General features: G+C 66.4%; 24 protein-coding genes. 8 read left to right on the top strand and 16 right to left on the bottom strand.

Translation table 11 applies throughout. The features are described from left to right. Positions 1-82: 82 nt before the first annotated feature. From otnI to V6F88_RS12475, 10 genes are all read right to left on the bottom strand, one after another. Complete coding sequence (gene otnI, locus V6F88_RS12520) at positions 83-868, bottom strand: 2-oxo-tetronate isomerase (RefSeq protein ID WP_332609841.1); 786 nt, start codon at positions 866-868, stop codon at positions 83-85. A gap of 58 nt (positions 869-926) precedes the next feature. Further along, complete coding sequence (locus V6F88_RS12515) at positions 927-2,264, bottom strand: MFS transporter (protein ID WP_332609840.1); 1,338 nt, start codon at positions 2,262-2,264, stop codon at positions 927-929. Between the two features lie 75 nt (positions 2,265-2,339). Next, positions 2,340-2,978, bottom strand: coding sequence for a 3-oxo-tetronate 4-phosphate decarboxylase (otnC, locus tag V6F88_RS12510; RefSeq protein WP_332609839.1), 639 nt, complete (start codon positions 2,976-2,978; stop codon positions 2,340-2,342). Positions 2,979-3,226: 248 nt separating this feature from the next. After that, positions 3,227-4,456 carry an MFS transporter gene (locus V6F88_RS12505; protein ID WP_332609838.1) on the bottom strand — a complete coding sequence of 410 codons (1,230 nt, stop codon included), beginning with the start codon at positions 4,454-4,456 and terminating at the stop codon, positions 3,227-3,229. A 37-nt stretch (positions 4,457-4,493) separates the two neighbouring features. Next, positions 4,494-5,390: an amidohydrolase family protein gene (locus tag V6F88_RS12500; protein WP_442880297.1), complete on the bottom strand. Its 897-nt coding sequence runs from the start codon at positions 5,388-5,390 to the stop codon at positions 4,494-4,496. Between the two features lie 94 nt (positions 5,391-5,484). Next, on the bottom strand, positions 5,485-5,937 hold the full coding sequence (locus tag V6F88_RS12495; RefSeq protein WP_332609837.1) for a hypothetical protein: 453 nt from the start codon (positions 5,935-5,937) through the stop codon (positions 5,485-5,487). Positions 5,938-6,002: 65 nt separating this feature from the next. Continuing rightward, a complete protein-coding gene (locus tag V6F88_RS12490) occupies positions 6,003-6,899 on the bottom strand; it encodes a glycerophosphodiester phosphodiesterase (RefSeq protein ID WP_332609835.1) in 897 nt (298 codons plus the stop codon). Further along, complete coding sequence (locus V6F88_RS12485; protein ID WP_332609834.1) at positions 6,889-8,493, bottom strand: hypothetical protein; 1,605 nt, start codon at positions 8,491-8,493, stop codon at positions 6,889-6,891. Before V6F88_RS12485 ends, V6F88_RS12490 begins: the two co-directional genes overlap by 11 nt. Before the next feature lies 1 nt (position 8,494). Beyond that, positions 8,495-9,409: a hypothetical protein gene (locus V6F88_RS12480; protein ID WP_332609833.1), complete on the bottom strand. Its 915-nt coding sequence runs from the start codon at positions 9,407-9,409 to the stop codon at positions 8,495-8,497. Positions 9,410-9,517: 108 nt separating this feature from the next. Beyond that, the gene (locus V6F88_RS12475; RefSeq protein ID WP_332609832.1) at positions 9,518-9,979 is read right to left on the bottom strand and encodes a hypothetical protein; all 462 of its coding nucleotides are present in this window, start codon (positions 9,977-9,979) and stop codon (positions 9,518-9,520) included. A 201-nt stretch (positions 9,980-10,180) separates the two neighbouring features. Between V6F88_RS12475 and V6F88_RS12470 the strand changes: the two genes are divergently transcribed. The 5 genes from V6F88_RS12470 to V6F88_RS12450 all read left to right on the top strand — a co-directional run bounded on the left by V6F88_RS12470 (position 10,181) and on the right by V6F88_RS12450 (position 14,141). After that, entirely contained in the window at positions 10,181-10,768 is a 588-nt protein-coding gene (locus V6F88_RS12470) for a hypothetical protein (RefSeq protein WP_332609831.1), read from the top strand. 113 nt (positions 10,769-10,881) lie between these two features. Further along, positions 10,882-11,547, top strand: coding sequence for an RNA polymerase sigma factor (locus tag V6F88_RS12465; RefSeq protein WP_332609830.1), 666 nt, complete (start codon positions 10,882-10,884; stop codon positions 11,545-11,547). A gap of 2 nt (positions 11,548-11,549) precedes the next feature. After that, the gene (locus tag V6F88_RS12460; protein WP_332609829.1) at positions 11,550-12,176 is read left to right on the top strand and encodes an anti-sigma factor family protein; all 627 of its coding nucleotides are present in this window, start codon (positions 11,550-11,552) and stop codon (positions 12,174-12,176) included. Between the two features lie 35 nt (positions 12,177-12,211). Further along, positions 12,212-13,690 (top strand): caspase family protein, encoded by a 1,479-nt coding sequence (locus V6F88_RS12455; protein WP_332609828.1) that lies wholly within the window; start codon positions 12,212-12,214, stop codon positions 13,688-13,690. A gap of 61 nt (positions 13,691-13,751) precedes the next feature. Further along, positions 13,752-14,141: a SecDF P1 head subdomain-containing protein gene (locus tag V6F88_RS12450; RefSeq protein ID WP_332609826.1), complete on the top strand. Its 390-nt coding sequence runs from the start codon at positions 13,752-13,754 to the stop codon at positions 14,139-14,141. Positions 14,142-14,153: 12 nt separating this feature from the next. Here V6F88_RS12450 and V6F88_RS12445 read toward each other — a convergent pair whose 3' ends face one another. The 5 genes from V6F88_RS12445 to V6F88_RS12425 all read right to left on the bottom strand — a co-directional run bounded on the left by V6F88_RS12445 (position 14,154) and on the right by V6F88_RS12425 (position 19,075). Further along, positions 14,154-15,359 (bottom strand): acetyl-CoA C-acyltransferase, encoded by a 1,206-nt coding sequence (locus tag V6F88_RS12445; RefSeq protein ID WP_332609825.1) that lies wholly within the window; start codon positions 15,357-15,359, stop codon positions 14,154-14,156. Positions 15,360-15,439: 80 nt separating this feature from the next. Then, positions 15,440-17,017 carry an aldehyde dehydrogenase family protein gene (locus V6F88_RS12440; protein ID WP_332609824.1) on the bottom strand — a complete coding sequence of 526 codons (1,578 nt, stop codon included), beginning with the start codon at positions 17,015-17,017 and terminating at the stop codon, positions 15,440-15,442. Positions 17,018-17,067: 50 nt separating this feature from the next. Continuing rightward, on the bottom strand, positions 17,068-17,550 hold the full coding sequence (locus V6F88_RS12435) for an acyl-CoA thioesterase (RefSeq protein WP_332609822.1): 483 nt from the start codon (positions 17,548-17,550) through the stop codon (positions 17,068-17,070). Then, positions 17,547-18,587 carry an SDR family NAD(P)-dependent oxidoreductase gene (locus V6F88_RS12430; RefSeq protein ID WP_332609821.1) on the bottom strand — a complete coding sequence of 347 codons (1,041 nt, stop codon included), beginning with the start codon at positions 18,585-18,587 and terminating at the stop codon, positions 17,547-17,549. Before V6F88_RS12430 ends, V6F88_RS12435 begins: the two co-directional genes overlap by 4 nt. Before the next feature lie 5 nt (positions 18,588-18,592). Further along, complete coding sequence (locus V6F88_RS12425; RefSeq protein WP_332609819.1) at positions 18,593-19,075, bottom strand: MaoC family dehydratase; 483 nt, start codon at positions 19,073-19,075, stop codon at positions 18,593-18,595. A gap of 228 nt (positions 19,076-19,303) precedes the next feature. Here V6F88_RS12425 and V6F88_RS12420 point away from each other — a divergent pair, with 228 nt between their 5' ends. Further along, positions 19,304-19,945: a TetR/AcrR family transcriptional regulator gene (locus tag V6F88_RS12420; RefSeq protein ID WP_332609817.1), complete on the top strand. Its 642-nt coding sequence runs from the start codon at positions 19,304-19,306 to the stop codon at positions 19,943-19,945. 143 nt (positions 19,946-20,088) lie between these two features. On the opposite strand, the gene V6F88_RS12415 is transcribed toward V6F88_RS12420, so the two are convergent. Further along, positions 20,089-21,717 carry an AMP-binding protein gene (locus V6F88_RS12415; RefSeq protein WP_332609815.1) on the bottom strand — a complete coding sequence of 543 codons (1,629 nt, stop codon included), beginning with the start codon at positions 21,715-21,717 and terminating at the stop codon, positions 20,089-20,091. 178 nt (positions 21,718-21,895) lie between these two features. Between V6F88_RS12415 and V6F88_RS12410 the strand changes: the two genes are divergently transcribed. Continuing rightward, positions 21,896-22,651, top strand: a complete 756-nt coding sequence (locus V6F88_RS12410; protein WP_332609813.1) for an enoyl-CoA hydratase/isomerase family protein — start codon at positions 21,896-21,898, stop codon at positions 22,649-22,651. Between the two features lie 29 nt (positions 22,652-22,680). Next, positions 22,681-23,904 (top strand): ABC transporter substrate-binding protein, encoded by a 1,224-nt coding sequence (locus V6F88_RS12405; RefSeq protein WP_332609811.1) that lies wholly within the window; start codon positions 22,681-22,683, stop codon positions 23,902-23,904. Positions 23,905-24,023: the final 119 nt, after the last annotated feature.

Below are 24,023 nucleotides of genomic sequence, written 5' to 3'. Positions count from 1 at the left end.
TGTGCGGTTCGGTGGTGTGCGGTTCGGTGGTGTGCGGTTCGGTGGTGTGAACGTGGTGTTCATCCACGCGGCGCGATGCGACTCAACGCCGGGAGAGATAGGGTCGCGCCCAGCCCAGGCCCGCGCGCGTGCCCGCTTTTGGGCGGTACTCGCAGCCGATCCAGCCCGTGTAGCCCAGCGCGTCGATGCGGTCGAACAGATACGGATAGTTCAGCTCACCCTCGTCGGGCTCGTGGCGGTCGGGTACGCCGGCAATCTGGATGTGGCCGATGCCGGCCATGTCGCGCTCCAGCTTTTTGGCGATGTCGCCTTCGACGATCTGGCAGTGATAGCAATCGAATTGCACTTTCAGGTTGGCGGCGCCCACTTCCTGGCAGATGGCTTGGGCGTCGTCTTGCCGGTTCAGAAAAAAGCCGGGGATGTCGCGTGTGTTGATGGGTTCGATCACCACGGTGATGCCGGCCGATGCCGCGATGCGGGCGGCGGCGGCCAGGTTCTTCACGTACACCTCGCGATGCGCCGCGCGGTCCTGGTCCGGCCGGATCAACCCGGCCATGACGTGCAGGCTGCGGTTGCCCAATTGCGCCGCATATCCCAGCGCCTGGTCCAGTCCGCGCAGAAATTCGTCTTCGCGGCCGGGCAAGGACGCAATGCCGCGCTCGCCCGCCGCCCAGTCGCCGGGCGGCGCGTTGAACAGGGCCTGGGTCAAGCCCTTATCGCGCAGCCGCGCCTGGATATCGGCGGCGGCGTAGTCGTAGGGAAACAGGAATTCCACCCCTTGAAAGCCATCGCTGGCGGCGGCTGCAAAGCGATCCAGAAACGGATGCTCGGTGTACATCATGGTCAGGTTGGCGGCCAGGCGCGGCATGGCGGGTCCTTTCTTCAATAACGTGTTCAATAACGGTTATCTACGCGGCAATAACGCTTTAGCGGTTGACCAGCTTGGCGGGCGTGAACCACACCGCGATGGCCCCGGTAACCAGCACGGCGGCCAGCACGTACATGCCGGACGCAGTGGAATTTGTCAGGTCTTTCAGGTAGCCGATCATGTAGGGGCTGGCGAAACCGGCCAGGTTGCCCACGGAGTTGACGATGGCGATGCCCGCCGCCGCCGCGGTGCCCGACAGGAATGCCGTGGGCAACGACCAGAACAACGGCGCGCAGGTCAGCACGCCGGCGGCGGCCAACGACAGGCAGATCAGCGACACCACGGTGTTGTCCGCAAAGGATGCGGCGGCGGTAAAGCCGATGGCGCCCGCCAGCGCCGGCACGATCAAATGCCAGCGACGCTCACGCCGCTTGTCCGCCGAATGGCCCAGCAGGTTCATCACGATGATGGCGCAGATGAAGGGAATGGCCGACAGCAGGCCGATGTTCAGCGCCCCGGTCACACCGGTGGACTTGATCAGCGTGGGCATCCAGAACGTCAAACCGTATTGGCCGGCGACGAAGGCGAAGTAGATCAGGCACATCCACCACACGCGCTTGTCGCCGAACACGGCACGCAGCGAGTGCTTTTGCGTGCCGGTCTGCTTCTGGTCCTGTTCGATTTCCCGCGTCAGCAGCTGCTTCTCGTCGGGCGTCAGCCACTTGGCGCTGGCGATGCCGTTGTCCAGGTACATGATGGTGACCACGCCGATCAGCAGCGCGGGAATGGCTTCGATCAGGAACATCCACTGCCAGCCCTGCAAGCCGTGCGTGCCGTGAAAGGCTTCCATGATCCAGCCCGACAACGGGTTGCCGAAGATGCCGGCCACCGGAATGGCGGACATGAACAGCGCGATGATCTTGGCGCGGCGATGCGCCGGGTACCAGTAGGTCAGGTACAGGATCACGCCGGGGTAGAAGCCCGCTTCGGCCAGGCCCAGCAGGAAGCGCAGGATGTAGAAGCCGGTGGGCGTTTCCACAAACATGAACATGCCGGACAGGATGCCCCACGTGATCATGATGCGCGCGATCCAGATGCGCGCGCCCAGGCGATGCATCAGCAGGTTGCTGGGCACTTCAAACAGGAAGTAGCCGATGAAAAAAACGCCCGCGCCCAGCCCGAACACGGTTTCGCTGAAGCCCAGGTCTTGCGACATCTGCAACTTGGCGAAGCCGACGTTGACGCGATCCAGGTAGGCAATGACATAGCACAGCATCAAGAACGGCACGAGCCGCCAGAACACCTTGGCGTAGGCGCGCGCGGTGTCGCGGGATTCAGGTTGGGATGCCGAAGCGGCAGCGGGGTTGGCGCCGGACGCCAGATCCATCGGGGGCATGAAAAGTCTCCAGGAGTATGCGCCGCACCGGTCCGCGCCAAGGCGGCCAGGCGACTTTATTTGCGGTTGACGGGCTTAGAGGCGCGCGCCGAACGTTGTGCGCAATTCTTCGATGGCATCGGCAGACAAGGGCGTGGGACGCGGCTGGCTCATCAGCCACAGGCGCGCGGTTTCTTCCAGCTCTTCCAGCGCATACGAGGCATGCGCCACCGAGCGTTCCCACACCACCGGCCCCAGCCGTTCGAACAGCGCGCCGCGCACCTGGCCGGCCACGGCTGCGACCTCGGCCGCGGCTTGCGGGTCACCGGGCCGGCGATACGCAATCAGCGGAATGCGGCCCACCTTCATCACTTGATAGGGCGTGATGGGCGGCAGCACTTCGTCCGCCTTCCACACGCCGGCCAGCGTCAGCGCGACCAGATGCGTGGAATGCGTGTGGATGATGCCTCGCGATTCGGGGCTGGCCCGATAGATGCCCTGGTGCAGCACCAGCGTCTTGGACGGCTTGGCGCCTGACACCCAATTGCCGTCCAGGTCGACCTTGGCCAGTTCAGCGGGGTCCAGGCGGCCCAGGCAGGCGTCGGTGGGCGTGATCAGCCAACCGTCGTCCAGCCGCGCGCTGATGTTGCCGGCGGCGCCGACCGTGTAGCCGCGCTGGTAGAGGCTGGCGCCGACGACGCAGATTTCTTCGCGGATGCGGCTTTCGTCAGTCATGAAAAACCCCTGGGACGCAGGGGCGGACGGGCGCTGAAACCCTATGGAAAACGGCAGGGAAAAGCGCAAGGCTAAGCGCAGCGATCGGGAATGGCCGGGACGGCATGATGACTTGTCTCATGAATCTAAGTTATCGGGTCATCATACAAATTTCGGACAGCGAACCATACCGGGTAAACCCTAGACAAAAAGAAAAGGCCCGGGCAACGCCCGGGCCTTCGCTACGTGTTGGCCAGGCCGGGCAGCGCTTATTCCAGCACGCGGCCCTTGGTTTCCGGCAACAGCAGCGCCGTCACGATCACCACGGCGTACGCGCCCGTGGCGAAGGCGCCAATGGCCCAACCCAGCCCGTGCGTCTGGCTCAAGAAACCGACCAGGCTGGGAAACAAGGCGCCGATGCCACGGCCGAAGTTGTACGCAAAGCCTTGGCCCGAGGCGCGCACGCCGGACGGGAACAGCTCGGTCAGGTAGGCGCCGATACCGCTGAAAATTCCCGACGCGGCAAACCCCAGCGGAAAGCCCAGGAACAGCATCTGGTGATCGGTCAACGGCAGCTGCGTATAGGCGTAGACGCTGATGGTGGACAGCACCGAGAAGATCAGCAGATTGGCGCGCCGGCCCAGGCGGTCGGCCAGATAGGCGCCCGCAATGTACCCGCAGAACGATCCCAGGATGATGACCATCAGATAGCCGCCCGTGTTCAGCACCGACAGCTGTCGCTCGACCTTCAGGTAAGTGGGCAACCACGTCGTGATGGCGTAGTAGCCGCCCTGCACGCCCGTGCACAGGATGGCGGTGATGACGGTGGTCTTGATCAGCGCCGGCGAGAAAATCGTCCAGAACGAGGCGCGCTCCTGGCCGGCTTGCACCTTGGCCTGCGCGCGCTGGAACACCTCCGGCTCGGGCACGTTCTTGCGGATATACAGCACCAGGAACGCAGGCAGCACGCCGATCCAGAAGAGGCTGCGCCAGGCCCAGTCGGACGGCAACACCGAGAACGCGATCGTGTACAGGATTGCCGCCGCGCCCCAACCCACGGCCCAGCCGCTTTGGACGGTGCCCACGGCCTTGCCGCGATGTTCGGCGCGCACGATTTCGCCCATCAGCACCGAGCCCACGGCCCATTCGCCGCCAAAGCCCAGCCCCTGCAAGGCGCGCAGCACGAACAGCTGCTCGAAGTTCTGCGCGAAGCCGATGGCCACCGTGCAGGCCGAGAACCACAGGATCGTGTATTGCAGCACGCGCACCCGGCCGTAGCGGTCGGCCAGGATGCCGGCCAGCCAGCCGCCGATGGCGGAGAACAGCAGCGTCACGGTGCCCAGCATGCCCGCCTGGCCCTTGTCGATACCCCACAGGGTCATCAAGGTGGCGATCACGAACGTGAACACCATGAAGTCCAGCGCGTCGATGGCCCATCCGCCGAACGCGGCGATGAAGGTACGGCGTTCGGTCTTGTTCAGCTCTCTATACCATTGCATGGCTTGTCTCTTGTGTTGTTGTTCGGGCGATGCGCGGCTATCGCGTCGGGGCGAATCCGTACAGGCGTTCGGGGTTGCTGACCAGGATGCGATGGCGCACGTCGGGGTCCGGCGCCCACAGCGCCAGCTGGTTGCGCAGGCGTCCCGTATTGACCATGCGGGTCTGGTGCACGTGCGGCCAGTCGCTGCCCCACAGCATGCGGTCGGGCGCCGCGTTGATCAGCGCCTGCGCCCACGGCGTCACGTCGCTGAAGTCGTCAAAGCGTTCGCTGATGCGATAGGCGCCCGACAGCTTCACCCACCAGCCGTGGTCGCGCACCAGATGGTCCAGCGCCTGGAAGCCGGGGCTGCCCAGACCGTCGGCGACCGGCATGTGCCCCATGTGGTCCACCACGCCGGGCACCGGCAGCTTGCGCATGCGCGGCAGCAGCTCGGGCAACTGGCGCGCGTCCATCAGGAACTGCATGTGCCAACCCAGGTCGGCGATGCGATGCGCCAACGTTTCCATGGCGTCAAAACCGATGCCGCCGCCAAACAGCACATTGATGCGCAGGCCGCGCACGCCGGCCGCGTGCATGGCTTCCAGTTCGTGGTCGGTGACATCGGGCGATACGACGCCAATGCCGCGCAGCGTGTCGGGGTGGCGGGCCAGCACCTCAAGCATGTAGCGGTTGTCGGTGCCGTAAACACTGATCTGCACCAGCACGCCGCGCGTCATGCCGGTTTTTTGCAGCATGGCCAGGTAGGCCGATTCCGGCGCGGGCGGCGGCGTGTAGGTGCGCTCGGGCACCAGCGGATAGGCCGCGGTGTTGGCGGCCACTACGTGTGCGTGCGTGTCGCAGGCGCCGGGCGGGATGTCGAAGGTAGCGGCGTCCATGTCGGGCAGCGGGGGCAGGCACAACGGCGGTTCGCCCGCGATCGGGGTGGTGTTCAATGTTGTCTCCTCAAATGGCCTATTGGATGGTCTATGGCCTATTGGATGGCCTATGGCCTATTGAACGGACCATTCAACGGCCCATCCGGTGGCCTTACAGCGAATACCGATATTCGCAGTTCAGCGTCGCCGTCAGTGCCGCCGGGGTCTGCGCCCCCGTGGCCGAGCGCGGCCGGGGCGCCTTCAGCTTGGCCTGAAACTTGCCCGACATGTCACCGCTGTCGCTGGTCTTTTCCACCGCCATGGTGGACGGCAGCGCGTAAAGCGTCAGCGCCGTGCCTTGCGAAGGCACCAGCAACAGGAACACGGACTGCGGAAAGTCCGACACCACATAGCTGCCCTGGGTCGTCGTGTCGTCAAGGGTCAGCGTGGCGTCGAAGTAGCTCAGCGTAATGTCCAGGTCTTCGGAGGACGGCGACGGGATCGTGCCCTTTACCGCGACCTTGCCGCTATCGGACACGCATGAGAGCTCGGCCGGTGCCGATCCGGCGTGGGCGGCGCCTGCCAGCAGCAGGCAGGACAAGAACGAAATCGCGCGGGCGTGCATGGGGCTTCCTTGCGGCGGGTGAACGGAAAATTTTGCCGTTCAGTGTATGCCCAAACCCCGGCGTTTCAACCCCCGACGGCGCGGCAGAATGCCTGCGCGTCGCCGTCGATGATCACGCCCGACGGCAGGTAGCCTTCGCGCTGCCGTGTCGCGCGCAGTTGCTGCGCCAAGGCCGCATCGCCACCCACCGCGTAGACAAAGACGCGCACCGACTGCGCCGCCGCGTCACGCAGCAATTGCGGGTTGGCGGCCAGCGTCATGGCGTCCACATGCACACCGACGGGCGCGCCTACCGTCCTGGCAAGATTGGCCAGCCATGGGCGGTCAAGCGTGGGCGCGGTGGCGCGTTGCGACACGTACTTGCCCAGGGGGTTCGCGCTGACGGCGTCTGCGTGGCGCGGGTCGAACACGATCAGGCCCAGATAGCCGTCGGGGTCCGTGCCGCGCACGCAGCGCAGCGCCTCGGGGAATGCCGAGGTGATCATCCAGTTGCCGTGCGGCAGCGCGCGCTTCATGCCGGCTACCAGCTTGCCCACCGGCGCGCAATCGCGGTAGACAACCTTGAGTTCGGCGTTGAAGGTCTTGGCCGGCTGCGTGGCCGCCACTTGCAGCGCGTCGTCCAGGAAAGGCGGCGGCTGCCCGCCGCCCTGCCCGGCCAGCTTGGCGCCGCGCCAATCCGCGCTGCTCAGTTGCAGCACGGCGCGGCGTCCGACGCCGGTGACCGACCTGCCGGTCAGCACATCGTGGTGCAACACCCAACGGCCGTCCTTCAGACGCTGCATGTCGATTTCAACGCCGTCCCACTGGCCCGCATACGCCGCGCGGATGGACGCCAGCGAATTCTCCGGCAGCGTGGGCGCGCCGCGATGCGCGTGCACCTGCATGCCCAGGCACGCGGCGCCGGCGCCGGACCAGGGCAACGCGGCGGCAAGCAGCGCCGCCATCCAGCGTTTAGCCCGCATCGCCGTGATATCCATACTTGATGCCGCCCAGCAAGCCGGTGCGCACCGCTTCGTTAAAGGGATAGGTGTACGCCTGGCCCACCACCACCACGTGCGCCACGTTGGCCAGCACGCGGCGGCGCAGCGCCTGCCCGATCGACTCATCATCGCGGCCGAGTTCCGCCCGCGACATCTGCTGGAACAGTTCGCTTTGGGTCACGCTGTTCTGCATGAACGAAAACGCCGTCCACACACACACCAGCGTCAATACCAAGGCCAGGCCGGCGGCGCGCGTGGCGGTGCGGCCGGGCTGTTGGCCGGCGGGGGTGCGCAGCCACACCAACAGCTTGGCGATCAGGTACAGCAGCTTGGCAAAGTGGCCCACCGCGCCCAGCAGCGAACACAGCAACGCAACCGGCGGCACAATGGCCGCGCGCGCCGCGTCCTCGCCCAGCTGTTGATGCTGGCCGCCGCGCTGAAAGTCGGACGCGCTGGCGGAAAAGCGCGGCATCGCCTCGTCAACGGCGCGGTCCAGCATGCCGTCGTACAGGCGCTTGAAGCTGGCGGGATCGGTGTAGTTGGACGCCACGTTCATGCTGGCCGGCACCATCAGCGTCTGGCGCAGCAGCTTTTGCACGCCGGGCCGCGCCACGAAATCCTCGTAGGACAGGCCGGGCGGAATGGCGTCGCCTTCCACGTGCACGGTGCGGCTGCGCATCGTCTTCCAATACTGCTGGGCCACGGCCTCGTTGAACGTGGCGCGGTCATGCGGCTGCCAATCGCCGGGCACCGGAATGCGCTTGCGCACATCTTGCGTGACGCGGCCCTGGTAGCGGGCGGGCACGCGTTCCGGCGTCCAACCGCGCCGCGACAGGCTATTGCGGTAATCGGACCACGCGCGGTCCTGCTCGCGCGCCAGCCCGATGTCGGACGCAACCGGCACGCCGGCATATTTCTTCCAGCGGTCGGCCACCGACTGCATCACGCTGGTGTAGACCTGGTGATAGCCACGGATGCCGGGCGCCGTCATGCGCACATCGCGGCCGTCGAACGAAAACGTCTTCATCTGGCGTTGCAGATCGCTGCGGATGACCTGGCGTTTCTTGGGCTCGACCTTTTCATCCAGGTTGTCGATGTTGGACAGCAGCACCTGGAACACGGCCAGGAACGCCTTGCCCTCGGGCCGCGCATAGACGCCGTCGTCCACCAGGCCATCCAGGTGCAGATCACCCTGCACCAGCGACCGCTGGAGCAAACCGGCGTTGGTGGCGACGCGACGAAAGTCGGCCTCGCGCGTGTCCACCAGTACGTTCACCAGCATCTTGATGGCGCCGAACACCACCAGCGCGGTCACCGCGCAGGCCACGGCGATCTTCAGGAACGACGGCTGGCCACCGGTGCGCAGCCGGCGCGTCCACAGCACTTGCAGCACCACCAGCGCGGCGGCGATGCCCGACAGCGTGCGGCCGAAAAACTCCAGCTCTTCGATGTCGTGCGGCGTGGCGCGGCTGCCGACCACGTCCAGCAGGCGGGCGTTGAAACCCAATTCAAAGCTCAGGTAAACAACGGTCAGCGCAATCAGGATAAGGATTTGGCGAATCTGGGCTTGCCGCACGTCAATCTCTCAGGTCGATTCGGGTCGAGGTGATTTCCTCGTCGGGCAGGTCCAGCTTGGCCGGCACGCGCGACGCCCCGCCACGCGGTGGTGGGCTGGCGGCGGCGGCGGGCGTGTCGCTGCCGGGCATGCGCTGCACAGGCGGCGGCACCATGCGGCCATTGCCGGAGGCCGGCGCGGCAACCGCCGTGGCCGGTGCCGAATCGGGCGGGGCGGCGGGCGCGGACTTGCCCGGCCTGGGCGCCTTGGGCGACCTGCCGGGCTTGGGCCTGGCGGGCGCGGCGGGTGGCGGATAGACGCCGTACTGGCGCAAGGAATCGTGGTAACCGGACGGGTAGAGGGATTCGTCGGCGAAGGGCTTGGCGCGCGGATTCATGCCGGCTACCGACTTCACGTCGCCACGGCGCATGCGGCCGTCTTGCGTGTAGACAAAGCGTTCGATGCCGGCCCCCTTCGGGAAGTCCAGCGTCAGGGCGGCGCGGTCATCCTGCACCAGCACGGCGGGCCGGTCGCGGCAGTTGCCCACGTCCCAGGACAGCACGTCCGAACCCTGGATGGCCAGCACGGTATAGCGGTAGTCGCAGTTGCGCCGCTGGGTCTCGATCACCACGACGGTACGCGCGCCGACGTTCTCGGTACGCGCGATGCGGGCCGAGTCCACGTTGTTCAGGGGCACCACGCGTTGGTTGCCGGACAGCTTGACCGAGAAGTTCTTGCCTTCGCGCCGCAGCGTACCCTCGCCACCGTCCTGCAATGGGAACTGGCCGATCTCGGTGCCGAACAACGCCGCCGTGTCCACGCCGTAGACCAGCTTGCCCCGCGAGTTGGTCTGGACCGCGCACGCGCTCAACCCTCCCAGCAGCAACAGCATGGTTATCAGGCGCAAGGTCAACGAACGGAATAAGAACGGGTGCATCGAAATCATCAAGGTGTCGGGAAACCGGCCCCGCAATGTATCTCAAGGTTACAAGGCAGGGCCAGGCTTGTTTCAATTCCGCTGGGCGGTTGGGGGCCGAAAGAGCCCTTAGCCGGCGGCGCGTTGCTTGTGTTCCAACGCGTCCTTGACCAGTTCACTCGCCGCATGGCGGATGACGCTGACGCAGCGCGCCACGACGCCGCGCAGCAGCGCTTCGGCCGGCTGCGAGTCGGGCCCCGCCACAAAGCCTTCCACCGAGGCGGACATGCGCCCGGCCTTGTCGGCGCGGTCCTGCCCCAGGCTGAGCTTGACGGCCTTGCAGCGATGCGTGACCGCGTTCATGACTTCCAGCAGTTGCTCGCGGGTCAGGCCCAGTTCATTGGCGTCGACAAAGCTGGGATACACCAGGCGCAGAAATTCCGGGTCGGCGTCGCTCACGCTGAAGAACATGGTGCCCAGGTCGGGATAGCGGAACATCACGTCGCCGTCTTCGTCGATGCGGGCGACCAGGCCCAGTTCGTCTTGGACCACGGTTTGATACAGGGCGGCCAGGGCGGTGGGGTTGGACATGATGGGGTTCTCCGTGTGGATGATTGGCAGCGGGGAAATCCGCGCCCTTGCCTCTTGCTACGCACGGCATCGAAAAAGGTTCGAAAAAAGATCAAACAAAGAACGAAAGAAAATTCCGTCAAAAATAAATCGAACCTTTTTGCCCGCCGCGCATAGCCATTGGTACAGGCATCCATTTGCCGCAACCGAAAAGGAATGACCATGCAAGGTAAAGAGCTGCGCGACGTATTGACCCAGGCCAAGACCCACGGCGGGCGCTGGGCCGCCACCGCCGCCGCCCGCGTCAACCGTGGCGACGCCGTGGGCGCGCTGCTGTTCCTGTTGGCCACCACCGTGTTCTCGGTGCTGACCGTACGCATGATGGGATCGAACGCCAGCCTCAGCTTCTATGACCTGCTGCGTTTGCAGAACGGCGGCGGCATGCAAGGGTCGATGGGCGGCCAGGCGCCGGGCGCGGGCATCTATGCGCTGTTGTGGCTGCTGGCCGTGGTGGGCCCCCTGCTGCCGTCGCTGATGCCGCAACGCGCGGCGCGCCTGGGCTATTTCATGCCGCTGGCGTTGTGGCTGATCGCGCTGATGGGCGTGGTTTCGCAGGTGCGTGAATTGATGGCGGCCACCCGCCAGTTCGCCGGTTTCATGGGCGGCTCGCGCGCCAGCCGCGGCATGGCGGGCGATATGGCGTCCGGCCTGTGGAACAACATGAGCTTTGGCTTTGGCTTCTACCTGTCGCTGGCGATCGTGATCGGCTTCACCATCCGTGGCGTTGCCATCCTGCGCCGCCGCGCTTGATTTTCCGCCCTTGCACGGCTAAGGTGCCGCTGCCCTGGGTTTGCAGGGCGGCGGCGTTCCCTGCCGATGGGCTGACGTTTACTGCGTCCAGTTCGACAACAAGAAACTGAACCATGAACACGCTCGACCCCAAGCGCTACGTCATCAACAACGTCGACGCGCTGCTGCGCATCATGCATGCAGACCCGCGCTACGCGCTGGATTTCCGCAACAAGGCCGAACAGCACATCACGCTGAAGCTGCGCAAGAAATTCTTCAACGCGTCGCCGGAAGGGGTGGTCGACGCCTTCAACAACGCGCTGATGAAATTCCTGCAAACGCGCACGTTCAAGGACGAAGGCTTTCTGCACGGCCAGCCGCCCGCCGGCTGGGCGGCGCACGAGCTGGCCGTCAGCAAGCTGGGCGGCTACCTGTACCGGGGGTCCTTGCACGAGCTGATCCAGATGCATCGCCGAACCCGGCACGAAGTGCCATGGACCGGGCCGGACGCGGATGCTCAGCACGAGGACAACGTCTTTGACGACGCCGAAGACGTGGGCGACCCATCGCCCTTCTCGGACCCCGCCAAAGCGTACGAGCACCTGTCCGTCGTGCAGCGCATGCGCGACTGCCTGAACCAACTGAGCGACACCTTGCGCGCCACGATGTTCCTGTATCTGGACGAAGTGCCGATGGAACAGATCGCCAAGCAGCAAGACCTGCACGTGCCCACCGTCAAGAGCCGGCTGCATGCCGCGCGCAAGCTGGTGGCCGACTGCACGCGCAAAGGAATGGACTAATCATGTCTGAAGACCGCGTACTGTCCTACCTGTCCGGGGAACTGGACGCCGACGCGCGCCGCGCGTTTGAAGCCGAGCTGGCGCGCAACCCCGAATTGCAGGCCGAGATCGACGAATGGCGCCTGTTGGCGCAAGCGCGCCAGATTGCGCATAACGAGATCGGCCAGGCCGAGCGCGACACGCAGTTTCTGCGCGCGCTGGCCGAACAGTCGCGCCCCGCGCCCGCCCCGCTTTCGTCGCGCGCGCGCCTGTGGCAATGGTTGTGGCCCACCCCCGCCAGCCCGTTGATGCCGCTGGGCTGGGCGTTGGCCATCGCCTTGTCGGCGGTCGTGCTGCTGCAAGCGCCGCGCGATGGCTTGCTGTCCGACGGCGTGCCGGTGCAGGACGGCACACTGACGCGCGGCGGCGGCGCTTGCCCGCGCCTGGTCGTGGACCTGCCCGACGCCGTCAGCGCCAAGCAGTTGCGCAACACCCTGGCGCAGTACGCGGTGTCCATCGTGGCCGGGCCCGACGAAGACGGCCGCTTTGTGTTGAGCGCCGCGCGCGTATCCTCGCTGCACGACGCCGCCACGGCGCTGGGCGCGGTGGGCGTTGCGGCGGCACTGCCCGGCCCTTGCCCCGCGCCATGAAGCCATGCCGATCCGCCGTGTCCACCGTGCCCGCCATGTCCGCCACATCCGCCATGTCCGCCAAGTCCGCCCCCAGCCTTAGCCGGACCCGCCGCCGCCTGGTCACCGCCCTGTTCGGCGCCGGCCTGCTGGGCGCCGCCCCACCAAGCCTGTCCGCGCCGGGCGCCGCCACCGCCGCGCCCACGCCCACTCCCGTTTTGGCCACCCGCCGCTATGCGCTGGTCATCGGCAACGCCCGTTACGCCGTGCCCACCAATGCGTTGGCGAATCCGGTCAACGACGCGCGCCTGGTTGCCGACACGCTGCGCCGCCGCAACGTCGACGTCACCTTGCTGACCGATCTGACCACCGCCCAGATGGAAGCGGCCGTCGACGAATTCGCCACCCGAGCAAACGGCGCCGATCTGGCGCTGGTGTACTTCGCCGGCCACGCGGTGGCGGTGGATGACGTGAACTACCTGTTCGGCGTAGAACTGCCCGTGGCCTTGGCCGACGTGCGCATCCGCACCGCGCAACAGGGCTCGTTAAGCCTGAAGCGCGTGTCGCAGGCGCTGCGCCGCGCGCAAGTGCGTGCGCGTCTGCTGGTGCTGGATGCCTGCCGTACCAACCTGACGCGTGGCGCACCGTCGGTAGGCCTGGTTCGCGCTGTGCCCGCGGGCGGCGAGCTGATTGCGTTTTCGACGCAGCCCGGCGCCACGGCCGAAGACGGCTTTGGCAATGACGGTCCGCGCCACAGCCCCTATGCGTTTTATTTCGCGCAAGGGTTGGCCGAGCTGCCCGCGTCCGCGCCGGTTGAAACGTTCTTCAAGCAATTGACGGGCGATGTGCAGGTAGCCACCGCCTACCGCCAGGTTCCGCACTACGCCAGCAGCCTGGTCGGCACCGTCACGTTCACCAGCCTGGCCGACGGCCAGACGCCCGCCGCGCCCCCCGCCCAACCCGGCCAGCCGGGCCAGGCGGGGCGTGGCCCTTCCCCCACGCTGGGCCGCGATTTGATCAAGGCGCGCATCAGCGCGTGGGAATACGAAGTCGAACGCGGCGCGCAATACCTGGACGAACCCCGCCTGGCCTCGCTGCAAGCACGGGCGCAAGCGGGCGACGTCGTAGCCATGACCACCTTGGGGCTGATCCTGGAGAACGGCGAACACGTGCAGCAGGACTACAAGGCTGCCGCTCGCTGGTATCAGCGCGCCGCCGACCAGGGCTTTGCGCCCGCGCAAACCTATCTAGGCGAACTGGCCGGGATGGGGCGCGGCGTGCCAAAGAACTACAACGTGGCCGAACGCTTGTTTCGTGACGCCGCCGAGGCCGGCCACCGCCGCGCCGCGCTGGACCTGCTGGACTTGCGCGTGCGCATGGGCGAACCGCTGGACCCGCGCGAGTGGGCCACCGTGCTGCAAGACGTCACGCGCAACCCCATGGGAATGGCGCTGCCCGGCATGCCGCCCATCCAGGGGCTGCCGGACACGCCATGGATGCGAGCCCTGGGCGTGCGCCCGGCCGGCCAGCCCTGACGTTAACGGGGCACGCGACTTCGGCTAGGATATTGGCGTTGTCCAACAGAAGGAGTCCGCGATGCCCCTAATGAGACACCTGATCCTGGCCGTGGCCGCCGCCGTGGCGATGCCGCTGGCCGCGCACGCCGAAAGCGTCACCTTGCAAGCCCAGCGCGCCACCGCGTCATTCGACCCGAACACCGGCGCGCGCGTGGTTGATATTGAACTCAAACCCGACAGCCGCAAGGCCCTGGCCGACTTCACCCGCGACCGGGTCGGCAAACGCATCCAGATCCGCTCGAACGGCATCCTGCTGTCGTCGGCCACGCTGATGAGCCCCCTGGAAGGCGACAGCTTTCGCATCACGGCAGGCGAACATGGCTTTGCCGGCAAGTCGGCGGAAGACATCGCCCAGGGCATCATGAAAGAAGGCGGCTTGTCGATTGACGACGAGAACGTCGCCAAGTAAGCGCCGGCGGGATCACCCCGCGATTTCAAACAGGCCGGCCGCGCCCATGCCACCGCCCACGCACATCGTGACAACGGCATAACGCACCCCGCGCCGCCGGCCTTCTATCAACGCGTGCCCGGCCATGCGCGCGCCCGACATGCCATACGGATGCCCGATGGCGATGGCGCCGCCATTGACGTTCAGGCGGTCGTCCGGGATGCCCAGCTGGTCGCGGCAGTACAGCACCTGACACGCGAACGCTTCGTTCAATTCCCACAAGCCGATGTCGTCAACGGTCAGCCCGTGCCGCGCCAGCAGGCGGGGCACGGCATGCACCGGCCCGACGCCCATTTCCTCAGGGCCGCAACCGGCCACCGCCATGCCGCGATAAGTACCCAGCGGGGTCAGACCGCGCCGTCGCGCCACGCCCGCTTCCATTACCAGGCAGGCCGACGCGCCGTCCGACAATTGCGATGAGTTGCCCGCCGTGATGTACTGGCCGACATCCAGCCGCTGGCCGTTCTTGAACACCGGCTGCAAGGCCGCAAGGCTTGCCAGCGTGGTGTCGGGCCGGTTGCCCTCGTCGCGCGCAAGCGTGACGGGCTGGGCGGTGGTCTGGCCCGTAGCCCGATCGGTGACCTGCATGACGGCGGAAAGCGGCACGATCTCGTCATCGAAACGGCCGGCCGCCTGCGCCGCGGCGGTCCGCTGCTGCGAACGCAGCGCGTATGCGTCCTGCGCGGCGCGGGGGATACCGTAGCGGCCGGCTACGATTTCAGCGGTTTCCAGCATGCTCATGAAGATCTCGGGCTGCTCGCGCATCAACGCGTCGTCCAGCCAGCGGTTGCGATTCATGCTGGCGTTCTGCACCAACGAGATCGACTCCAAACCGCCCGCCACCACGATGTCCATGCCTTCCTGCGTGACCTGCCGCGCGGCCGTGGCAATGGCCATCAGCCCGGACGCGCACTGCCGGTCCAGCGTCATCGCGGCCACGTGTACCGGTAGCCCGGCGCGCAATGCCGCCTGCCGCGCCACGTTCATGTGCGTGGTGCCCTGCTGCAACGCCGCGCCCAGGATCACGTCTTCGACTTCGCCCGGCGCGACGCCCGCGCGGGCGACGGCATGCGATATGGCATGGCCGCCCAGGGTCGGCGCAGTGGTGTCGTTGAACGCGCCGCGATACGCGCGCCCGATGGGCGTACGGGCGGTGGAGACGATGACGGCTTCTCTCATGATGGGTTCCTGATGTGACGAAGGCGGGTGACGGCAAGGTGCTGCGGACTGGGGGTGATGCGGACCGCGTTGCTGCGGCATCAGGCGCGCCAGACGGTGTGGCTTTGTTCGCGCGCGAATTGGGCGACGTAGTACGGGCCCAGCCCGCCCTTGCCCGTCATGCCCGAGCCCTTCCAGCCGCAAAACGTCTGGATGCCCGGCCACGCGCCCGTCGTCGCGCCGCTGGCGCGATTGACGTACAGCGCCCCGGCCTGGGCGCGGTTCAGAAACGTGTCGATCTCGGCTTGCTCGCGCGCGTAGCAGCCGGCGGCCAGCCCGTACATCACGGCGTTGCCGTCGTCGATGGCGGCGTGCAATTCATCGAACGGCAATACCGACACCAAGGGCAGGAACAATTCCTGGCGGTTCAAGCGGTGATCGGCCGGCAAGCCCGCAACGACAGTGGGACGCACATAGTGTCCGTAAGCCAATTCGCCGGCGTTCAGGCGGCGTCCACCGGCCAGGACTTGACCGCAGGCGTCGGCGTCTTCGCACGCGGTGCGGTAGCGCCGCCACGCGGCTTCATCTATCAGCGGCCCCATGAATACGGCTCGGTCACGCGGGTCGCCCACCACAATGTCGTCGGCCGCCGCGCACAGGCGCTCCACGAACGCGTCGTACACGGCCGTGTGCGCGTAGACCTTGGACCCGGCCGAACACTTCTGCCCTTGCAGGCCGAACGCGGATCGCAGCACGCCTTGCACCGCCACGTCGATATCGGCGCTGGCGGTAACGTAGGTGGGATTCTTGCCGCCCATCTCGGCAATGACGGGCCGCGCATGACGGCCGGCCGCTACGGTTTGCAGCAGGTCCATGCCGACATCAAGACTGCCGGTGAATGCGTAGCCGTCGATGGCAGTGTGATGCGCCAGCAACGCGCCCGTCTTCGCGCCGCCCTGCACGCCGTTGACGCAACCGGGCGGCAGGCCGGCGGCGTCGCAGGCGCCCAGCATCAATGCCCCGGTCAGCGCGGCGCGCGGCGACGGCTTGTAGACCACGGTATTGCCCGCCAGCAGCGCGGCGCACACCATGTTGACCGACAGGGCCAGCGGGAAATTGAAGGGCGCGATGACCGCGAAGACGCCATAAGGGCGCAACACGTCCAGCGTGCTTTCGTTGTCGAATGCGCGCGCCAGGGGGTGCCGGTAGCCATCGCTACGTTCGGCCTGATCGCAGTAGTAGCGGATCAGGTCCACCGCTTCCTCGGCTTCGCCCAACGCTTCCAGCCGCGATTTGCCGATTTCAATCATCGTGGCCATGGCGAAGTCGAGCTTGCGTTCGGACAGCACCATCGCCAGGCGCCGCAACACCGCGATGCGGGCCGTCCAGCCTTGCGCATCCCAGGCCGGCTGCGCACGCTTGGCGCACGCGATGGCGCGGTCGACCGTGTCGGCATCGGCGCATGGAAAGCGGCCGATCATCAGCCAATGGTCGATGGGTGAATACACGTCCTGCAACGCTTCGCCCGCCACGAATTCGCCGTTCAGACGGTGACGATGGTCGCGGCCCAGCATGCGCGTTTCAAAGTCGGGAAGGCGCAGGTCCAGCAGGTCGTGTACCGAAGAAAAATCCGCGTGGATATTCGAATACGTGACGCGAGGCAGGGTGTGGGCGTTCACGGGGGCTCCCGGGCAGCGTTGTGGTCAGCGTGGCCACGCAAGGCGGCGCATCACGCCGCCCCGACAAGCAAGGGTTCCAGCGCGCGGCGCAAGGCCGACGGCAAGGCAACCGGTTGGCTGGTGGCGCGGTCAACGTAGGCGTGGGTATAGCTGCCCTGCGCGGCGGCGGTCTCGTCGTCACCCCGGAACAGCGCGAATTCATAGGTGACGCTGCTGCGGCCCAAGCGGCCCACGCGCAGGCCCAGCACGACGGAATCCGGAAACGACACCGGGCGGAAGTAGGACGTCTGGCTATGCACGACCAGCCCGATCACCTCGCTTTGGCGCAGGTCCAGCACGCCAAGTTCGATCAACGTCTGGTTGACCGCGGTGTCGAAATACTCGTTGTAGACGACGTTATTCATGTGGCCGTAGACGTCGGTATCGCGCAACCGTGTGGTCATCGGCATCAAGCGCGGGTAGTCGCTGCGGGCGTGCGGCGTGGCGCGTTGCGGGGCGGGGCCGGACGCGGCTTCATTCTCGTTTGCGCTCATGCCGCCTCCTGCGCGCGCTTCAGAATGCGGGCAACATGCGCAAGCCCTTCGGGCGGTTCGATGAGGTTGTCCAGGCTGGCGATCTCGTCGAAGTGCGCGGCGATGCTTTCCGGCGTGCGGTCGCTCTCGGGGAAATACATGCCCGCGCTTTCCACGATGGCCAGGCGCGCGTAGGTGCCGGCGCCCGCCAGCAGGGCCGTGCGGCTGGGCGCGCTTTCTGCCACCAGGAACAGCGCCGCCGGGGTCACGAACGCGGGGTCCAGCGCGCGCAGCGCGTCGGCATCGAACATCTCGGCCGTCATGCGGGTGGCGGCGGTGGGCACCAGTGCGTTCACATGGATACCGTGCTTCTGACCTTCCAGATGCAGCACGTTCATCAGCCCCACCACGCCCGCCTTCGCCGCGCCGTAGTTCGATTGACCGAAGTTTCCGTACATGCCCGAGGTGGACGTTGTCATCAGGATGCGGCCGTAGCGCTGCTCGCGCATGATCGGCCACACGGCGCGCGCGCAGTTGGCCGATCCCAGCAGGTGCACATTGATGACGGCGTTGAAATCGTCGGCGCTCATCTTGGCGAAGGTCTTGTCGCGCAGGATGCCGGCGTTGTTGATCAGAATGTCGACGCGGCCCCAGGCCTGCACGGCGCGCGCCACCATGGCGTCGACGGCGGCGCTATCGCACACGTTGCCATCGTCGGCAATCGCCTGGCCGCCGGCGCGGATGATCTCATCGACAACGGCTTGCGCGGCGCTGGTCTGCACCGCGCCGGTCTGCACCGCGCTGGTCTGCACCGCGCTGGTCTGCACCGCGCTGGTCTGCACCACGCCGGTCTGCACCACGCCGGTCTGCACCGCGCTGGTCTGCACCACGCCGGTCTGCACCGCGCCGGTCTGCACCGCGCCGGTCTGCACCGCGCCACCATAGTCGTTCACGACTACTCGGCAGCCGCGCGCGGCCAGTTGCAGCGCGTGGCTGCGGCCCAGCCCCTGGCCCGCGCCCGTCACGATGGCGACGCGATCATCAAAGCGTATGGTCATGGCATTCATCCTTCAAGCACGGTCATGGTGATCCAGTCCGCCACCAGCGCGGGGCGCGCGGCGCCCTCGATCTCGACGGTGACGGCATAGCGGGTGATGAATTCGCGGTCATTGCGCGGCGTGAATTCGCTGAGCACGAAGCGGCCGCGCACGCGCGCGCCGACGGGCACGGGGGTCAAAAAGCGGACCTTGTCGAAGCCATAGTTGACACCGATGGCGCCTGCAAATACCGGCAGCACCTGCAAGCTGAAGGCAGTCAGCAAGGACAAGGACAGAAAGCCATGCGCGATGGGGCCACCGAACGGGCCTTCGCGCGCGGCGCGTTCCGGGTCTACGTGGATGAACTGGTGGTCGCCGGTGGCATCGGCAAACAGGTCCACCCGTTCTTGCGTGACGGTCAGCCAGTCCGACACCCCGATTTCCTGCGACACCCGCGCGGCCAGTACCCGCGGGTCGATAAGGGATTCTTGAACGAGGTCTGGGGTCATGGGCGGCCGTTGTTGAAAGGGGAAGACGATGAAGGCGTGAACCACGGCAAGCACATTTGCGTGCCGAAGCCGAAAAACATACCGAGTAGTATAAACTTCGGTTTTTAGATTTGTATAGGCCGTGCGAACGATGCGGCGCGCCCTGCCCAGCGCTGCGGCACGCCGCCCGGCCCCGGGCGATTGGCTAAACTGGGCGCTTTGCCGCGACGCATGGATGGAGAAACGCGCATGAATGGGGAACCTACGGTGACGGCTGCACGCGATGACGGCATGGGCAACATTGAACTGCTGACCGCGGCGGCCGAGTGCTTCATGGAGCAAGGGTTCCACGCGTCCAGCATCGACGATGTTGCGCGCCGACTGGGCGCCACCAAGGGCCGCGTCTACCACTACTACCGGTCTAAGGCGGACCTGTTCTTTGACGTGCACCGCGAAGGCATGCGGCGTAATTTCGAGGCGGTGCGACCGGTCATGAAGGAACCGGGCACGGCGGCCCACCGGCTGGCGCTGATGCTCAAGCACCATGCGCTGTCGATGATGGAAAACCTGGCGTTCGAGACCGTTGTGGTGCAGGGTGTGCACATGCACCGGCTGGGCGCGACCACGCCCGCCCAGCGGCAGACGCTGGCCGAGCTGATGACCATCCGCGACGATTTCGAAGCCCTGTTCAAGCGGGTGGCCTACGAGGGCGTGGAGGATGGATCGCTGGCCATCGACGACGTATCGGTGGCCATCAAGGCGGCGCTGGGCGCCATCAACTGGCTGGCCGTCTGGTATCGCCCGCGCCTGGGCGAAACGCGCGATGACCGCGAGATCCTGGCCAACAAGGTCGTGCACACCATCATCGCCGGCCTGGGCACGCGCGCCTGAGCGCAGGGCGGCGCGGGATGTCGCGCCATGTATCGCGCGCCATATATCGTCCGCAATGTATCGCCCGCCATGTATCGCCCGCCATGTATCGCGCGCCATGTACCGCGCGCCATTCATGGCGCCCCGCGCAGCCCGCCACCCAATCAAGCCAGCCGTTCGCGGCGCAGCTTGATGCCGGCCGCTTCGCGATCCCACGTGCCGTCGGCAAGGCCTTCGCTGCGCAGCACATGCTTTTGCAGCTTGCCGCTGGCCGTCTTGGGCAGATCGTCCACCACGCGCACGTAGCGCGGCACCATGTAGTGCGGCACGCGTTCGGCCAGCCATGCGATCAGCGCGGCCTCGTCCACCCGCGCCCCGTCCACGGCGGTGACAACCGCCAGCACTTCGTCTTCGCTGTGTACGCTGGGCACCGCCACGGCCACGGCTTCGCGCACGTCCGGGTGGGCGCAGATTTCCCCTTCCAGCTCGAACGACGAGATGTTCTCCCCGCGCCGCCGAATCACGTCCTTCAAGCGGTCTACGAAGAAAAACGTGCCGTCGGCGTCGCGGCGGAACGCGTCGCCCGTGTGGAACCAGCCGTTGCGCATGGACGCGGCGGTGGCCTCGGGGTTGCGGTAATAGCCCGAGAACAAGGCCCATGGCCGATGCGAGCGTATCAGCAGCTCGCCCACCGTGCCGTCGGGCACCGCGCGGTCTTGCGCATCGCCCACGCGCAGCTCGAACCAGGGTCGGGGCTTGCCGCAGCGCCCGGCTTCGGTCAAACCCGGCCCGGCGCTCAAGGGGCTGGCGATTTCGGTCATGTTGTACACGGTGTACAGGTCGACCCCGAAGCGAGCCTGAAACGCGGGCGCGTCCTCGCCGAACGGCACGATGAAGACGCCGCGCAAGGTGTGTTCGCGGTCACGCGGAGACGGCGGCTGCTTGAGCAGAAAGTTCGCCATCACGCCCAGCAGCAGCACCACCGTGCTGTCGGTGTCGCGAATGGCGTCCCAGAATTGGTCGGTGCGAAATTCCGGCACCATCGCAATCGACCCGCCGTAGGCCAGCATGGCGTACACGTACAGCGTGCTGCCGCAGTGAAAGATCGGACCGGCGATCATGCAGCGATCGTCAGGCGTGATCCAGTCGAACGCGTCGGGCCCCATGGTGTAAATCTGCACGTAGGACGTGACCACCCCCTTGGACAAGCCGGTGGTGCCGGACGTGTACATGATGGACTGCGTATCCCAGGGTTCGATCGGCGCGTCCAGGTCCAGCAGCGCCGGCGGGCGTGCGTCGGCCGCGTCAGACAGGGGCGCAAAGGACACCCCGGCGGGCGGCTGCAACGGCGCGTCACCCTGTTCATCACCGGTGAGCAGCACACGCGCCAGCGCCCCCGGCGCCACGTCATGCAAGCGGCCCGCCAGTGCGCGATGCGCCACCATCAAGGCCGCCTGCGCATTGTCCAGCACGTGCGCCAACGGCCGCCCGCGCAAGGCCGTGTTCAGCGGCACATATACCGCGCCCAGGTAATTGATGGCGAACCAGCTGGCCAATAGTTCAGGCCCATTGCCCATCCAGCACAGCACGCGGTCACCCTGCCTGACGCCTTCCCGACGCAGGGTGGCCGCCCGCTGCTGAACACGCGCCAGCGTCTGGGCGTAGGTCCAAGTCGGGCCTCCGTGGAAGCGGACGAAGATTCTGTCCGGTATCTTTTCTGCTTGCGCCTCCAGCAAGTAGCGCAGCACGCAAGCCTGGCGGTCCGGAATCTCCGCCCGAGCGTCGTCGTTCATCAATCGTCTCCTTCCTTGTTATTTGCCTTATTTTTCATGACTTTCCCCCGGCTATCCAGCACTGCCGGATACGGACTTACCCGCAGGCCCACCTCGATGCGCCACGGAAGCCTTGCGGGTTTCAACATACTTGGTAGTATATCCAGCAGATTTTCCCAAACAAGCACGGAAGAACCCCATGAGCATGGTTGCAATCGAGCGGGATAACGGCGTGGCGATCGTGCGCTATGACCGGGGCGGCAAGGCCAATGCCCTGAACCTGGCCGCCATGGACGCGCTGATCGACGCGGCGACCGAGCTGGCGCGCGACGACCACATCCGCGCCGTGGTGCTGACCGGCACGCCGGCCGTCTTCAGCGCCGGCATCGACTTGAAAGACCCCGCGCTATGGGGCCATGACGATCCGCTGAGCACACAACGCGCCTTGGCGCGCGGCGAAGCGCTGTGCCGCGCCTGGAGCGAATTGCCGCAAGTTACCGCCGCCGCCATCGACGGCGCGGCGGTGGGCGGCGGCGCGGTGCTGGCGTTGGCCTGCGACTGGCGCGTGCTGGCGGCCAACGCCTTGCTGCGCTTTCCTGAAGTGCGGCTGGGTTTGCCGCTGGCCTGGGGCGGCCTGCCCCGCCTGGCCGCGCTGGTCGGGCCCGCGCGCGCCAAGCGGGCGCTGTTTACCGACCTGGCATTGCGCGCCGACATCGCGCAGGCCTGGGGCTTGGCGGACGCCGTCGCCGCGCCAGGCGATGCGCTGGCCGCCGCGCTGGCCTTGGCGCGCGAGGCCGCCGCCTGCCCGCCCTGGGCGCTGCGCCTGACCAAGCGCGCCATCGATGCACAGTTCGACGCCAGCCACCTGGCGCACGCGCAAACCGATCAATTCCTGTTGTGCCACCTGCTGTCCCCCGCCACCGCCGTATCGACCCCGCCGCAAAGATCCGCCTGAAAGAGCGGACGCCCACCTGGAGGAAAGACATGAACCAACTACTTGGCGCCTTGCTTGTTGCCGGCGCATTCGCCTTGCCCAGCGCGCACGCGCAGTCCGACAAGCCCATCCGCATCGGCGTCCTGACCGACCTATCCGGCATGAACGCCGACCTGTCCGGACAAGGCTCCGTCGAGGCGGCGCGCATGGCGGTGGAGGACTTTGGCCCGACCGTGCTGGGCCGCAAGATTGAAGTCATTGCCGCAGACCATCAGAACAAGGCGGACGTCGGCTCCGCCACGGCGCGCCGCTGGATCGACCAGGAGAACGTGAAGGCCATCGTTGACGTGCCCACCTCGTCCGTGGCGCTGGCTGTGCAAGAGATCACGCGCACCGCCAACATTGCGTTCCTGGCATCCACCGCCGGCACGTCGGACCTGACCGGCAAGGCATGCTCGGCGTCCACCGCGCAATGGACCTACGACACCTACGCGCTGGCCAACGGCACCGGCCGCGCGCTGACCGAATCCGGCATCAAAAAATGGTATTTCCTGACGGCGGACTACGCGTTCGGCCATGCCTTGCAGGCCGATACCGAAAACGCGGTCAAACAGGCTGGCGGCCAGACGCTGGGCTCGGTCAAGCACCCGCGCGCCTCCAACGACTTTTCTTCATTCCTGTTGCAAGCGCAGGCATCGAAAGCCGAGATCGTGGCGTTGGCGAATTCATCCGGCGACACCACCATGGCGATCAAGCAGGCCAACGAATTCGGCCTGATCAAGGGCGGCCAGAAGCTGGCCGGCTTGTTGATGTTCATTACCGATGTGGACGGCGTGGGACTGGAACAGGCGCAAGGGCTGGTGCTGACCAGCGGCTTCTACTGGGACATGGACGAGCGGACGCGCGCCTGGTCCAAGCGCTACGCCGAGCGCACGAAAGGCCGCGTCCCGACCATGGCGCAAGCCGGCGTCTATTCCGCCGTGCTGACGTTCCTGAAAGGCGTGAAGGAAAGCGGCAAGCTCGAAGGCGATGCGGTGATGACGCAGATTCGCGGCATGAAGATCGACGACATGTTCGCGCGCAATGCCTATTTGCGTGAAGACGGCCGGCTGGTGCACGACATGTACCTGGTCGAAGTGAAAAAGCCGTCGGAATCCAAGGCGCGTTGGGACTACTTCAAGATCCTGCGCACGATTCCCGGCGACAACGCGTTCCGCCCGCTGGACCAGGGCGGCTGCCCGCTGGTCAAGTCCAAGGCGGTCGCCACCAAATAAGCGCGTCGGCATGCGCCCGGCCGGCCCCGTGCAAACGGCGCCGGCCGTTTGTTTGCGCGCCGTATGCCCGATATCGCATTCAGCCATCTGTCATTAACCTTTCATTTGCGACTTCTAGT

The sequence above is a fragment of the Achromobacter sp. ESBL13 genome (assembly GCF_036668755.1).
Lineage (GTDB): Bacteria > Pseudomonadota > Gammaproteobacteria > Burkholderiales > Burkholderiaceae_B > Achromobacter.
The sequence above is the reverse complement of the archived record's forward strand: the minus strand, read 5'-3'. Positions and strand labels throughout refer to the sequence as shown.